12 protein-coding genes are annotated in these 14,850 nt (G+C 48.6%); 4 read left to right on the forward strand and 8 right to left on the reverse strand.

All coding sequences use genetic code 11. The annotated features are described in order from the left end of the window. Window positions 1-3 precede the first annotated feature (3 nt). Together mfd and V7676_RS03605 are read right to left on the reverse strand one after the other, a co-directional pair. Window positions 4-3,474 (reverse strand): transcription-repair coupling factor, encoded by a 3,471-nt coding sequence (gene mfd / locus V7676_RS03600; protein WP_335658280.1) that lies wholly within the window; start codon window positions 3,472-3,474, stop codon window positions 4-6. A 35-nt stretch (window positions 3,475-3,509) separates the two neighbouring features. Next, entirely contained in the window at window positions 3,510-3,776 is a 267-nt protein-coding gene (locus V7676_RS03605) for an FAD assembly factor SdhE (protein ID WP_335658281.1), read from the reverse strand. A 91-nt stretch (window positions 3,777-3,867) separates the two neighbouring features. On the opposite strand from V7676_RS03605, the gene recG reads away from it, so the two are divergent. After that, the gene (recG, locus tag V7676_RS03610; protein WP_335658282.1) at window positions 3,868-5,922 is read left to right on the forward strand and encodes an ATP-dependent DNA helicase RecG; all 2,055 of its coding nucleotides are present in this window, start codon (window positions 3,868-3,870) and stop codon (window positions 5,920-5,922) included. On the opposite strand, the gene V7676_RS03615 is transcribed toward recG, so the two are convergent. Further along, window positions 5,919-6,251, reverse strand: coding sequence for a PilZ domain-containing protein (locus V7676_RS03615; protein ID WP_335658283.1), 333 nt, complete (start codon window positions 6,249-6,251; stop codon window positions 5,919-5,921). The genes recG and V7676_RS03615 overlap by 4 nt on opposite strands. Before the next feature lie 103 nt (window positions 6,252-6,354). Continuing rightward, window positions 6,355-7,587, reverse strand: coding sequence for a tyrosine--tRNA ligase (gene tyrS, locus V7676_RS03620; protein WP_335658284.1), 1,233 nt, complete (start codon window positions 7,585-7,587; stop codon window positions 6,355-6,357). Window positions 7,588-7,625: 38 nt separating this feature from the next. Here tyrS and V7676_RS03625 point away from each other — a divergent pair, with 38 nt between their 5' ends. The 3 genes from V7676_RS03625 to V7676_RS03635 all read left to right on the forward strand — a co-directional run bounded on the left by V7676_RS03625 (window position 7,626) and on the right by V7676_RS03635 (window position 9,811). Continuing rightward, window positions 7,626-8,171, forward strand: coding sequence for a DOMON-like domain-containing protein (locus V7676_RS03625; RefSeq protein WP_335658285.1), 546 nt, complete (start codon window positions 7,626-7,628; stop codon window positions 8,169-8,171). Beyond that, the gene (locus V7676_RS03630; protein WP_335658286.1) at window positions 8,168-9,364 is read left to right on the forward strand and encodes an exo-beta-N-acetylmuramidase NamZ family protein; all 1,197 of its coding nucleotides are present in this window, start codon (window positions 8,168-8,170) and stop codon (window positions 9,362-9,364) included. The genes V7676_RS03625 and V7676_RS03630 overlap by 4 nt, the downstream gene beginning before the upstream one ends. A gap of 144 nt (window positions 9,365-9,508) precedes the next feature. Further along, window positions 9,509-9,811, forward strand: coding sequence for a hypothetical protein (locus V7676_RS03635; RefSeq protein WP_335658287.1), 303 nt, complete (start codon window positions 9,509-9,511; stop codon window positions 9,809-9,811). Between the two features lie 6 nt (window positions 9,812-9,817). Here the strand turns inward: V7676_RS03635 and V7676_RS03640 are convergent, their stop codons facing one another. The 4 genes from V7676_RS03640 to rpoD all read right to left on the reverse strand — a co-directional run bounded on the left by V7676_RS03640 (window position 9,818) and on the right by rpoD (window position 14,757). After that, window positions 9,818-10,999, reverse strand: coding sequence for a vWA domain-containing protein (locus tag V7676_RS03640; protein WP_335658288.1), 1,182 nt, complete (start codon window positions 10,997-10,999; stop codon window positions 9,818-9,820). 14 nt (window positions 11,000-11,013) lie between these two features. Beyond that, on the reverse strand, window positions 11,014-11,859 hold the full coding sequence (locus V7676_RS03645) for an AAA family ATPase (RefSeq protein WP_335658289.1): 846 nt from the start codon (window positions 11,857-11,859) through the stop codon (window positions 11,014-11,016). A gap of 107 nt (window positions 11,860-11,966) precedes the next feature. Then, the gene (locus tag V7676_RS03650) at window positions 11,967-12,626 is read right to left on the reverse strand and encodes a DUF6975 family protein (protein ID WP_442955405.1); all 660 of its coding nucleotides are present in this window, start codon (window positions 12,624-12,626) and stop codon (window positions 11,967-11,969) included. Between the two features lie 160 nt (window positions 12,627-12,786). Beyond that, on the reverse strand, window positions 12,787-14,757 hold the full coding sequence (gene rpoD / locus V7676_RS03655) for an RNA polymerase sigma factor RpoD (RefSeq protein ID WP_442955406.1): 1,971 nt from the start codon (window positions 14,755-14,757) through the stop codon (window positions 12,787-12,789). Between the last annotated feature and the right edge of the window lie 93 nt (window positions 14,758-14,850).

The following is a 14,850-nucleotide window of genomic DNA, read 5'->3' on the forward strand; positions in this document are numbered from 1 at the left end:
CGATCAGTCCGATTTCTGCTGCGCTAATTTTGACAATCCATTGCTCAATTGTGTGAGACCGTGAAGCCGTGACCGCGGATCGCGCCAACGCCGTTCTATGAACAGCTTGTTATCCGGCCTGATTCGTGCGGTGCCTTTAAGCCGTTCGGCATAGACGAGCAGCCCCGGAACATTGGGGAATTTGTCTTTGTGAAAGCTCACCAATGCGCCGCGAGGGCCCATTTCTATTTTTGAAATATGGGCCTTCACACAGTTTAGTTTTATTTCCATCAGCTTGAGCAAATTGTCGGTTTCGACAGGCAATTCTCCGAACCGATCAATCATTTCTGCCGCAAATGCTTGAATATCCTGATGACTATCGAGCCCGTTCATACGGCGGTAAAGGCCCATACGCAGCGAGAGATCGGGCACATATTTTTCCGGAATAAGGATTGGCGCGTCTACGGTGATCTGCGGAGAGAAGCTATCGGTTCGAGAATCCAGTCCAGCACCCTTGGCCTTGGCTTCCAGAATCGCGTCTTCCAGCATTGATTGGTAGAGTTCAAAGCCAACTTCGCGAATATGGCCGGATTGTTCGTCACCCAGCAAATTGCCTGCGCCGCGAATGTCGAGGTCATGGCTAGCTAATTCAAAGCCTGCACCAAGGCTGTCGAGATCTCCGAGAATTTTTAAGCGCTTTTCAGCCTTTTCGGTGATAACCCTATCTTTTGGTGTCACCATATATGCATAAGCTCGTGTTTTTGATCGTCCAACACGACCGCGGAGTTGATAAAGTTGTGCAAGACCGAAACGGTCTGCACGATGTATGATCAATGTATTGGCGCTTGGAATATCAAGGCCGCTTTCGACGATGGTTGTTGCCAGAAGCACATCATATTTTTTATCGTAAAAGGCCGACATGCGCTCTTCGACCTGGGCGGGAGGCATCTGGCCATGGGCAACAACAAAGCTAATCTCTGGCGCATATTCTTTCAGAAATTCCTGAATGTCTGGCAGGTCCGCAATTCGTGGGACGACGATAAAGCTTTGCCCACCCCGATAATGTTCGCGCATCAGCGCTTCCCGTAAGGGAATGGGATCCCATGGCATGACATAGGTACGGACCGCCAAGCGGTCGACAGGTGGTGTTTGAATGACTGATAAATCTCTCAAACCGGTCATCGCCATTTGCAAAGTTCGCGGAATAGGAGTCGCGGTGAGGGTAAGGACATGGACGTCCGACTTCATCGCCTTTAACCGCTCTTTATGGGTTACTCCAAATCTTTGTTCTTCATCTACGATTATCAGGCCAAGTCTTTGAAATTCTATTGATTTAGAGAGTAAAGTATGTGTGCCGATCACAATATCGATACTGCCGTTTGTGAGGCCTTCTCTGGTTTTTTTAGCCTCAGCGGCAGGGACTAGTCTTGATAATCGGCCGATGTTCAATGGGAATGGGCGGAAGCGTTCTTCGAAATTGGTAAAATGTTGCCGTGCTAATAAGGTCGTCGGCGCGATAATTGCCACCTGCATTCCCGCCATGGCTGCAGCAAATGCAGCGCGCATCGCGACTTCGGTTTTGCCGAAGCCAACATCGCCGCAGACAAGTCGGTCCATTGCTCTGCCGGATCCCATATCCTCGAGCACTTCTTCAATGGTTTGCTGTTGATCATCGGTTTCCTGATAGGGGAAACGATCTACAAATCCGGCCATGTCACTGGCTTCGATCCGCGCTGGCGTAGCCGGTTGCAGAGCACGGGCAGCCGCGGTTTTGAGTAATTCATGCGCAATTGCCCGGATGCGTTCTTTGAGTTTGGATTTGCGGCGCTGCCAGCCTTCTCCGCCTAGTCGATCCAGCACAACGGATTCGCCGCCTTCGCCATAGCGACTTAAAACGTCAATATTTTCAACGGGTACAAACAGTTTGTCGCCACCTGCATATTTTAAAGCAACGCAGTCATGAGGGCTTTCGCCGACGGGGATGGAAAGGATCCCTTCATATAAACCGATGCCATGTTCCAGATGGACAACAAGGTCACCTTGACTGAGTGCTGACAATTCCGCGATGAAGGCATCGCCGCTTTTGCGCCGCTTTGACTTTCGAACCAGACGGTCGCCAAAAATATCCTGTTCGGTGAGTAGCGCGATATTATCGGAACGAAAACCGGCAGCCAAAGGCAGGATTGTGAGCGCCACCGAAGCGCCCGCAGAACTGCAGCTTTCCCAGTCATCACAGAGTATTGCCGTCTTGACGTCATGGTCTTTTAATAAGTCATAAAGCCGCGCTCGGGAGCCTTTGCTATAACTTGCGACGATGGCGGTTGTGCCGCTTTTCGAAAGCATATTCAGATGGCTGGCTAACGCTTTGTAAATATTTTCGTTACGGGCACGCTCGGGTGAAAAATCGCGTGGGGAGAATACAGATAGTGATATAACAGTCGAGGATTCGGGTTCATCAAATTCACTGATGATGTGAATGGGGCCGTCAACTTGTTGGGCGCGCCATTCCGAAGGATCGAGATAGAGCATTTCCGGTTTTAGCGGGCGATAACTGGACAAATTGGCTTTATCGGCCTGCTGACGATTTTTATAATAGTCCTGAATAGATGAAAATTGCGCATCTGCCGCGGCCGTAACCGCTGCGTCGCGGAAGATAAGCACATCGTCAGCGAGATAGTCGAAAAAACTCGCCAGTTCTTGTTCGATTAGAGGCAGCCAATGTTCCATGCCGGAAAGCCGACGGCCTTCCGAAAGTGATTGATAAAGCGGGTCACTGGTAGACACTGCACCAAAAAGTTCACGGTACCGTGTCCGAAAACGCGTGATGCTGTCGTCATTCAGCAACACCTCGGACACAGGTAATAGATCAAAACCATCAATATTACCGACAGTGCGCTGATCCGCCGGATCAAATTGCCGTAACGTCTCGATTTCATCGCCAAAAAGGTCAATGCGCAGCGGCATTTTTGCACCAGGGGGGAACAGGTCAATCAAACCGCCACGTGCGGCAAATTCGCCGCTGTCTGCAACCGTATCAACCCGTACAAAGCCATTGGCGTAAAGGAACGACACCAGCTTTTCTTGTTCTATCACCGTTCCAGGCGCCAGTCGTTTGACCAACTCTTTGACTCGGGTGGGCGTCAACACCCGCTGTGTCACTGCATTTGCCGTGGTAACTACTAGCTGTCCACTGGAAGCTGGCGCCGCTAGGCGGGAAAGAGCAGATAAGCGTTCAGAGGTTGTATGGAGCGCAGGCGATGCACGATCATAGGGCAGGCAATCCCATGCAGGAAATTCGATGATTTCCAAATCTGGTTGAAAATACCGGGCAGCCTCGGCGACTGCGCTTAAGGCTGCATCGTCAGTGGCTATAAAGACCGTACGTTTTCCGGATTGGGCCGCAATATCCGCCAAATAATATGAACGATATCCTGCCGTCACACCAGCAATGGTTAAACCATCATTTGAGGATAATAATCTATCTAAATTAGACACTTAATGGCTCTATATGTGTTTCAAGATGATATTTGTCATTTCGTAAAATCAAAATAGTCGAGTTTTTGCATCGCAGTCATCTGTTCAGTTTGGAATTGTGCTGGCGGGGAGGTCTTTCCGATCGCCCAAGCCATGATATCAACATCTTCTTCTTCCAGCAGCATTTCAAACCACTCGATCTCACTGTCCGACCAAGACTGACCGCATTTATCAAAAAATCCTCCGATCATATTATCGGCTTCGCGGGTTCCGCGGTGCCAGCTACGAAAATGGAGCCGTTTCAGCCTGACGTCGCGTTCCATATCTACTCCTGAATCTTTGTTCGAATTTAATATTCATGCGCATGCGCAGTCTCTGGTATATTGTCTCTGCTTGCGTATAAGGCGGATAGACATGCGGCCCGAGATACTCAATCCATTATTTGGCGAAACACAGTCGCTTAAAGGTGTCGGCAAGGTTCTTGCCAAGCCGCTAGAAAAGTTGCGCCTGACGCGGGTCAAAGATTTGCTCTATCATTCACCCAGCTATTGGATGCAGCGCAAGCGTGTACAGACACTGGACGAAGCGGATGTCGGGCTGATTATTATTGCCGAGGTGACACCGACTGATTATCGGTCCGGCGGTCCACGCAGCCCGTTTCGGGTGCAGGCCACCGATGTGCAGGGCAATCTTATTAGCCTGACATTTTTTGGCCGAAACTCCGGTTGGCCTAAAAAATTGCTGCCCTTGGGCGAAAGCAAGATCATATCCGGTAAGCTAGAACGTTATGGCGACGAGTTGCAGATGTTACATCCCGATGTGCTGGAACTGGCCGAAGAGAAAGATATCGCACTGATAGAGCCTATTTACCCATTGTCGGACGGCTTGGGTAATAAGCGGATGGGGCAGTTGGTTAGACAAGCAGTGGAGATGGCGCCTGAGCTACCAGAATGGATAGAGCCGAGCTTATTCGAATCCAAAAAATGGGATGGTTGGAGGCAAAGTGTCGTTGCACTTCATAGTCAGGAGGCTGCGGGAACTTCCGACCGGCTCGCTTATGACGAGATTTTTGCTAATCAATTGGCATTCATGCTGGTTCGAGCGAGCAATCGCCGGAAAAAAGGTGTGTCGATCCAGGGTGACGGGCATTTGCGAGATAGGATCAAGCTGCCGTTCGAACTAACCGGAGCACAAAAGCGCTGCATATCGGAGATTGAAGGCGATCTTGCGCAATCGTCGCCAATGTTACGGTTACTACAGGGCGATGTTGGGTCGGGAAAAACGCTGGTCGCGCTAATGGCACTGCTCAGTGCTGTTGAGGCGGGCTATCAAGGGGCGTTTCTAGCTCCGACAGAAATATTGGCTCGGCAGCATTTTGAAGGATTGCAAAAGCTACTCACTGGCTTGCCGGTCAACCTAGGGATATTGACAGGTCGAGACAAAGGTAAGGTTCGGGAGTCCACTTTGATGGGGCTGGCGGATGGATCCATCGACATATTGGTTGGTACACACGCGATTTTTCAAGAAAAGGTACAATATAGAAAGCTGGCCGTCGCGATAATCGATGAGCAGCATAAATTCGGAGTATCGCAGCGTCTGATGCTAACTCAGAAAGCCCAAAATACGCCGCATCTGCTGGCAATGACTGCAACTCCAATTCCGCGTACTTTAACCCTGAGCCAATATGGTGAGATGGATGTGTCTCGAATTGATGAGCTGCCGCCCGGACGGCAGCCAATAGAAACACGTGTAATTTCGGACGGACGCCTTCCGGAAATTGTCGACGGGCTTGGTCGACATATGGCAGGTGGTGGTCAGGCTTATTGGGTCTGTCCTTTGGTTGAAGAAAGCGAAAAGAGCGATCTTGCTGCGGCGGAGGAACGGGCTGCTATCCTGAAACTGCGGTTTGGAGACCAAGTTGGGCTGGTACATGGACGAATGAAAGGGCCAGAGAAAGATGCGGTGATGGAAAAGTTCCAAAGCGGCGAAATCCGGTTGCTGGTAGCGACCACCGTTATTGAGGTCGGCGTTGATGTTCCGAACGCGAGCCTGATGATTATTGAAGCGGCGGATCGTTTCGGATTGGCACAACTTCATCAGTTACGAGGCCGAGTGGGCAGGGGAGATATTAAATCCAACTGCCTGCTGCTGCGTGGAGATACGCTCAGCGAGACTGCACGAGCCCGACTTTCCTTGTTGCGCGAAACCAGTGACGGTTTCAAAATTGCGGAAGAGGATTTGAGGCTTCGCGGTGCGGGTGAATTGCTCGGTACGCGGCAATCCGGTGACGCAGGTTTTCGAATCGCGACGCCGGATCAAATTTCTCGCCTGATTTCTGCGGCAACAGATGATGCCCGCTTGCTGTTGGACCGTGACGGGGGATTGAACAGTCTGCGAGGGCAGGCCGCCCGAATTGCATTATATCTGTTCGAAAAGGATTGGGGCGTGAGCCTTATCCGCAGTGGTTAGGATTTCGCTTTGCGGGACTGTTCGATAGCGTCGAGCATTGCGACAAAGTCGGGCTCACGAATAACCCGTTCAAATTCAAACCCGGAACGGCCGCTATGTGACCATACCAGAAAGGCTTCAATCCTGCCCGCAACTGGCAAGCGGACGATGACGCGGTCGCCTTTGTTCAATTCTACATCGTGTATAAACTGGCAACCATGCGCAGAAATATTACTGAGCTTCACCAAAAACTCACCATGTTTGCGCGTTTCGCAAATTGTTTCGAAATCGACAGGAAACCGCGTAGCCCGGCGCAATTCTGGCATTTGATTGTTCGATACGCTAGACATTAAGGACGCTCCGTTGATTGATGAAACCCTTAATTAACGCAGTTTTCCGAATAAAAGGTAAACTGTAGTAACAGTTCTTAAAAATTGATGATCTTAGTCTAGTTTAAAACGCCCGCCGCAAGAGGCCATGTTTTTTCTTTCCGGCGGATATTTTGATATTTGCTTCTGACATAGCGATCGTCGCGTTGGCATCTTTTACGGGTTCGTCGTTTATCCGAGCACCACCACCAGCGACCATGCGCTTGGCTTCTCCTTTGGAGGAACAAAAACCGATATTTACCAACGCATCTAGGATAGAAATATCATCGCTGGAAACTTCGAACACCGGTAAATCTCCGCCAGCTTGTCCTTGTTCAAAAGTTTTTTGAGCGGTGTCGGCGGCATCTTCCGCGGCACCTTCCCCATGGGCCAAGCTTGTCGCTGCATCGGCTAGCATTTTTTTAGCTTCGTTTATATCGGCCCCTTGCAGATTTTCGAGCCGTAAGATTTCATCGGAATCGATATCAGTAAATAGTCGTAAAAACCGACCGACATCAGCGTCCTGCGTATTGCGCCAAAATTGCCAATAATCATATGGAGCAAGCTGGTCTGCGTTAAGCCATACGGCTCCATTGGCAGTTTTTCCCATTTTTCCGCCATCAGCGGTAGTAATCAACGGGGTGGTGAGGCCAAATAGTTGTTTACCATCAATACGGCGCGTCAATTCTATGCCGTTAATAATATTGCCCCACTGATCGGACCCGCCAAGCTGCAATTGACAGCTATTGCGGCGGGATAATTCCAGAAAATCATACGCCTGAAGGATCATATAATTAAATTCTAGGAAGGTGAGCGGTTGTTCCCGGTCGAGACGAAGTTTCACCGAATCGAACGTCATCATCCGGTTGATCGTGAAATGTGGACCAATATCGCGCAGAAAATCTACATATCCGAGGGCATCAAGCCAATCGGCATTATTGACTATAATAGCATCTGTCGGACCATCGCCAAAAGTCAGGAATTTTTCAAATATGCGCTTGATGCTAGTGATATTCCGATTGATATCTTCCGTACTGAGCATTTTTCTGCTCTCGTCTTTGCCAGAGGGGTCACCGACTTTGGTCGTGCCACCGCCCATGACAACAATAGGCTTATGGCCTGTTTGTTGCAGTCTGCGTAGCATCATGATCTGGACTAGACTACCAATATGGAGCGAGGGAGCGGTCGCGTCAAAACCAATATAGCCGGGCACAATCGCCTCATTGGCGAGCTTGTCGAGCCCTTCCGCATCAGTTAATTGGTGGATATAGCCGCGATCATTCAGTAAGCGCAGGAGATCAGATTGATAATTGGTCATGGGGGTGTTCGTTACATGCAGCAGAGGAAACTCGCAATATGCGTTTAAGCCTAGAATGCCATCCGTTGACTCCCATGCCCGAAGTTGACACAATTTCTTTGAACTATGAATGGCGGGATCGTGGCATTTTATTGCTGAGATATCATGTCAGAGGTACGATATTAAGCCTTGATTTACCTGATAAAACTGATCCAAGTCGTGTCGATGAATTATGGAAGACTACCTGTTTTGAGCTATTTCTTCAGGAAACAAAGTCCAACGGATATTGTGAGTTCAACTTCTCACCATCAGCTTCTTGGGCTGCTTATCAATTTTCCGGTTATCGGGATGGTATGACAAATCTCATATTGCCAACGTCCCCGGTTATTATTTTTGAATCGAGCAGTTCCCATGTCGCGCTCGAAATAGTACTCGATTTATCCAAATTATCTAAGAAAACACCCCATAATGCTGCTTTTTCAGCTGTTATAGCTGATAATAATGGCTCCAAATCCTATTGGGCTCTGTCGCATCCATCAGAAAAGCCTGATTTCCATCACAAAGATAGTTTCTCGCATAAACTAAAGGCAGCACATAGCTTATGAAATTTGGAATTGATCGATTACTCGCAGAACCGGAATTGCGTGCACCACTTGCTGGCAAACGGATAGCATTATTGGCGCATCCGGCTTCCGTCACAGAAAATCTCACCCATTCGCTGGATGCGTTAGCGCAATGTAAAGACATAGAATTAAGCGCCGCTTTTGGCCCTCAACATGGCTTGCGCGGTGACAAGCAAGATAACATGGTCGAATCGTCTGATTATGACGATCCCGTTTTGGGCATTCCTGTCTTCAGCCTCTATGGTGAAGTGCGGCGGCCAACCAAGGCGATGATGGACAGTTTTGATGTCATCCTTATCGACCTCCAGGATCTAGGTTGCCGAATATACACGTTCATCACTACCCTGCGTTATATTTTGGAAGCCGCCGCCGAACATGACAAGATAGTTTGGGTACTTGATCGCCCGAATCCTGCTGGTCGTCCAATTGAAGGGATGATGCTGGAAGAAGGTTGGGAGAGTTTTGTCGGTGCGGCACCAATGCCGATGCGCCATGGTCTGACTTTGGGGGAATTAGGGGCTTGGTTTGTCAGCTATTTGAACCTTGATGTCGAATATCGAGTGATTCCTATGCAAGGGTGGCAACCAGAAGGGACGGGCTTTGGTTGGCCAACCGATCGCGTCTGGATTAATCCGAGTCCCAATGCTCCCAATCTTTCCATGGCCCGCGCCTATGCCGGAACGGTGATGCTGGAAGGTACAACATTGTCCGAGGGACGCGGTACGACGCGCCCGCTTGAGCTATTTGGTGCACCCGACATAGATGCCAAAGCAGTGATAGCCGAAATGCAGCGCAAAGGCCCACAATGGTTAAAAGGTTGCACATTGCGTGAATGCTGGTTCGAGCCAACATTTCATAAACATGTCGGAATGCTGTGCAATGGTATTCAGATTCATGCAGAAGGCCCCTCTTATGATCATACCGCATTCCGCCCGTGGCGGCTTCAGGCATTAGCTCTAAAGTCGATTCGGAAACTCTATTTCGGATATGAATTGTGGCGGGATTTTCCTTATGAATATGAAGAAGGAAAGCTCGCTTTTGACGTGATTAATGGCGGACCCGGGCTCCGGGAGTGGATCGATAATCCCTCAACAATAGCGAATGATCTTGAAGCGATATCAGCGCCGGATGAAAGAATATGGGGCCAGATGCTGCAAGAATATCTGATCTATTGATCCGATTGCCAGCGGCCCCAACTAGGTTTGCCGCCGGAATGACTCTAACGCAGCCAGAACAATGCAAACCTCCAATGGCCGCAAAAAAATGGTGCAATGCAACATAATAGTTGCTTCATTGTGTAATTTTGATATCTAAACCGAATGCTACCAAATAAAGAGTTTTTCGAAGGCGTCGCGCTGAAGAAATGTGTGACCGCGACCTATAACAAGATGCAGGTCGTCCTTGCGCCGCATATTCTCTACACGCGACATGATGAAATGCATGTAGATGCTGTAACCGTTGAGCGAGAAGGGGAGCCGCCCCGTGAATTAAAACTGGGAACTTTCAAACTAGCTGGCTTGAAAGATGTCGTGGTGGTCGACCGTCAATTTGAACCCTATGATATGTTTGATGCTGCTGCCGAGAAATATCAGGGCACAACTTTGATGATGGTTGAGGCTTAGATCTGATCACCCGTGTTTGCGGGTCAATTCCTTCATCGCATCGCTCAAGCCTGTCAGGGTAAGCGGATACATCCGGTCATTCATCAATTCTTTGACGATTTTCACGCTTTGGGAATATCCCCATTGCTTTTCCGGTACAGGATTTAGCCAAGCCGTTGCGGGGTAGGTATTGGTCATTCGGTGGAGCCACGTTACGCCGGCTTCCTCATTAAAATGCTCAACAGATCCACCAGGATGTGTGATTTCATAGGGACTCATTGATGCATCACCAACAAAAATGAGCTTATAGTCGTGCCCATATTTGTGAAGAATATCCCATGTATTAGTCCGCTCGGAAAAACGGCGCCGGTTATCCTTCCATACGCCTTCATAAATGCAGTTATGGAAATAGAAAAATTCGAGATTTTTAAATTCGCTATTCGCGGCACTGAATAATTCTTCGCATATTTTGACAAATGGATCCATCGATCCGCCAACATCAAGAAACAGCAGTAATTTTACTGCATTATGCCGTTCTGGACGCATATGAATATCGAGCCAGCCTTGTTTAGCGGTGCCATTGATCGTGCTGTTGATGTCCAGTTCATCTGCAGACCCTTCGCGGGCAAAGCGGCGCAAGCGACGCAAGGCTACTTTAATGTTGCGGGTTCCCAGTTGCTTCGTGTGGTCAAGATTCTGGAATTCACGCTTGTCCCAGACTTTGATTGCTTTTTTCTGTCCGCCTTCACCACCAATTCGAACGCCTTCGGGGTTGAAGCCGCTATTCCCATAAGGGGACGTACCACCGGTGCCGATCCACTTGCTGCCACCTTGGTGGCGCTTTTCCTGTTCGGCGAGTCGCTCTTTAAGCGTCTCCATAATTTCGTCCCAGCTTCCGAGCGCTTTGACTTTTTCCATTTCTTCTTCGGAAAGATATTTTTCAGCAACGGCTTTCAACCACTCGAGCGGAATATCCTCTTCCTCCATCCCGTAACTGGTCTCGATACCTTTGAAGACTTTTGAGAAGACTTGATCAAAACGATCCAGAAGGCCTTCATCTTTCACGAAAGTTGCACGGGACAGATAGTAAAAATCTTCAGGGGTCCGCTGGATAACGTCTTTGTCGAGCGCTTCCAATAGTACCAGATGTTCCTTGAGCGATGCAGTAATTCCCGCCGCGCGCAATTCGTCCATGAAGTTGAAGAACATTGGTGTTGCTCCGTTTAACGCGCTTCACGTTTCGCCATGAATGCCAGACGCTCGAACAGCATGACGTCTTGCTCATTTTTCAGCAATGCGCCGTGCAGCGGCGGGATAGCTTTGCTTGGATCTTTTGACTGGAGCACATCAAGCGGCATGTCTTCGGCGAGCAATAATTTCAGCCAGTCGAGTAATTCGGATGTACTGGGTTTCTTTTTTAGACCGGGAACATCGCGGATATCATAGAAAATATCCATCGCTTTCTTGACCAATATTTTCTGGATATCCGGAAAATGGACGTTGATAATTTCTTGCATCGTTTCGCGATCCGGGAATTTAATGTAATGGAAAAAACAGCGGCGTAGGAACGCGTCAGGCAGTTCTTTCTCATTATTAGATGTAATTACAACAATCGGACGTTCTGCAGCTTTGATAGTTTCTTTAGTTTCGTAAACGTGGAATTCCATGCGGTCGAGTTCTTGCAACAGATCGTTCGGAAATTCGATATCTGCCTTATCGATTTCATCAATCAGCAATACTGGTAGTTCGGGAGATGTAAAAGCCTCCCATAGTTTACCTTTGCGGATGTAGTTGGAAATATCATGAACCCGCTCATCGCCAAGTTGGCCATCACGAAGACGCGCAACTGCATCATATTCATAAAGACCCTGATGTGCTTTGGTTGTTGATTTTATGTTCCATTCAATCAACGGAGCGCCTGTTGCTTTCGCAATTTCATACGCCAAAACAGTTTTACCGGTGCCCGGTTCGCCCTTTATCAAAAGAGGCCGACGAAGTGTTACAGCAGCGTTTACAGCGACCTTCAAATCATTGGTTGCGATATAATCTTCTGTGCCTTCAAAACGCATATTCCATATTCCCTTACCGTAAACGTCAATGATGGTTTGATAGGGAAAAGGCGAGTTTGAGGCAAGTTAATCATTTAGTTAATAGGGCAGATATGTGATTTTGACAATCAAGCTGCAAAACGTGTCTTTTTGCGGGATTCCAGAAGCTGCCATAGACCACGATGTTGGCTCAATACCTGATCAATGCCAAAGTTGATCGCGCGCTCTACGGCATTGGATCGTGATAATTCAGCCTTCAGGGATGCGGTTGTTTCTGTCGATGGCAATATCGGATCGCGTGGTTCAACATCGAGTTTTATTGCAATTTTTTCAAGCAATGGACGAATCGCTTGCCAATCAACGATCAATGCAAAAGAAGCACCTAGAGCACAGCCATTGCGATCCGATTTTGATAACATTTCCATTGCTTTACGCTGCGCTAAAACCGCTACATTGCTCTGATCTTCTGTGCGAATTCCGGATATCGGGCCGGCCGCAACAGTTAATTTGGTCAAAAAAGCGCGTTCGGCAGTGAACCCGTCAATGGCTTCTACAAGCCATTCGCGAGCTATGACGGCTGCGGTTTTAGTAGCGGCATGATCTATGACACCGGGATGTCGGCCGTGTAGCATGCACAAAAAATGCGCGATGTCAGCAATATCGGTTCCACTTAATATTGAAAAATCCTCAACAATTGCACGCACATAGCTAGCTGAATAGGAGCCATGTTCGGTCACATGATCCATCAAGGACGGTCGCGCTGGAGGTATTAAACTGGTTTCTGGCATAGCGCTCACATCACATTAGAATTCCGGGTGATCTATCTGACTAGTAAAAGCCTGACAGATCTTAGCGAAATTTGTGTTTAGAGCATAAACCTAAAGACCCCGTTTACACCGCGTTAGTTAAGTGCAAACCATAGTATCATAACGCTTTGAAAACCGGTCTTTATTGATCCAGAAAACTGCGCATTTTGCGGCTGCGGCTAGGATGTTTTAATTTCCTTAGCGCTTTGGCTTCAATCTGCCTGATCCGTTCGCGAGTCACGCTGAACTGCTGCCCGACTTCTTCCAAAGTGTGGTCGGTATTCATGCCGATACCAAAACGCATACGCAGAACACGTTCTTCACGCGGCGTCAGGCTCGCCAATACACGGGTCACTGTTTCTTTCAGATTGGCTTGAATCGCTGCATCAACAGGAATGATCGCATTTTTATCTTCGATGAAATCACCAAGGTGCGAATCTTCTTCGTCACCAATGGGTGTTTCCAGACTGATTGGCTCTTTGGCGATTTTCATCACCTTACGAACTTTTTCAAGCGGCATGGAAAGCCGTTCAGCCATTTCTTCCGGTGTCGGTTCGCGGCCTTGCTCGTGCAGGAATTGCCGTGAAGTGCGGACCAGTTTGTTGATCGTTTCGATCATATGGACCGGAATACGAATCGTGCGTGCCTGATCCGCGATTGAGCGTGTGATCGCCTGACGAATCCACCAGGTTGCGTAGGTTGAGAACTTATACCCACGCCGATATTCAAACTTATCGACCGCTTTCATTAAACCGATGTTTCCTTCCTGGATCAAATCCAAGAATTGGAGGCCGCGATTGGTGTATTTTTTTGCGATAGAAATAACGAGCCGCAAATTGGCTTCAACCATTTCTTTCTTGGCAATACGCGCTTCGCGTTCACCTTTTTGCACCATGTTGACGATGCGGCGAAACTCATCAAGCGACGTTCCGGTTGCAGTCGAAATATCAGAAATTTCTGCGCGGATACGTTCAACCGGGTCCGATTCCTTCTCTGCAAAAGCAGCCCATTTCTTGTCCGTCTTCGCCATGCCGGTTAGCCAGCCATCGTCTAGTTCGTTACCGACATAGCTTTCCAGAAATGCGCGGCGCGGCACTTTGTGACGCTCTGCCAAGCGGAGCATTTGACCGCCCAGCGCTGTCAGCCGGCGGTTAAACGAATAGAGCTGATCAACCAAAAATTCGATCTTATTGGCATGAAATTGCACACTTTCGACCAAGGCGGTTAGTTCTTCGCGCAGGTTGTGATATTTTTTCTCGGACGCTGCTGGAAAATCATCTCCAATCGAAAAAGCTTCCATCCGGGTGTTCTGTAATTTTGAGAATTTTTTGAAAACCGACGTAATGGTTGCGAATTTTTCCAAAGCTTCCGGCTTCAGGGCTTCTTCCATCTGAGCCAAAGAGAGGGTATTGTCTTCCTCATCTTCTTCAACCACCCGCTTGGTCCGGCGTTCGGTCAGATCGTCTTCATCGTCGCCTTCGCCTTCAGCAGATTCGGGTTCATCTTCTACTTCATCATCGTCTTTGAATGATGGCCCGGCAGTTTTCTCGCTAATTTCGCCGTCATCATCATCATCGTCCTCGAGATTTTCGGGAACAGGATCTTTGGACAGCATTGCATCAAGATCAAGAATCTCCCGCAGTTGCATCTCGCCATCATTAAGCGCGGTAGACCATTCGATAATCGCGTTGAACGTCGTAGGGCTTTCGCATAGGCCCCAAATCATTGTATCGCGGCCAGCTTCGATCCGCTTGGCAATCGCTATTTCGCCTTCGCGGCTAAGCAATTCCACGGCACCCATCTCACGCAGGTACATCCGCACGGGATCATCGGTGCGATCTCCAGTGGCTTTTTTCGGAGCCACGGCTGTTGCCGCTTTTTTGTCTTTTTCGGTGCCATCAATGGACTCGACTTCATCGCCGCCCAATTCTTCGGCCGCTTCATCATCATTTTCGACAATTTTCACACCCATATCAGAGATGGATGACATCACATCTTCGATTTGTTCGCTGGACATCTGGTCCGGTGGAAGGGCTTCATTCAATTCATCGTAGGTCACATAGCCGCGCTTTTTAGCCTTCGTGAGAAGCTTTTTAACGGCTGAGTCATTCATATCAATAAGCGGCGCATCTTCGGTTACCGTTGATTTTTTTGCTTTACTTGCCAATGCCTAAGGCCCCTACTTTAAAAACTAAACCCAATGATC

The sequence above is a fragment of the Parasphingorhabdus sp. genome (genome assembly GCF_036963805.1).
Classification (GTDB): Bacteria; Pseudomonadota; Alphaproteobacteria; order Sphingomonadales; family Sphingomonadaceae; genus Parasphingorhabdus.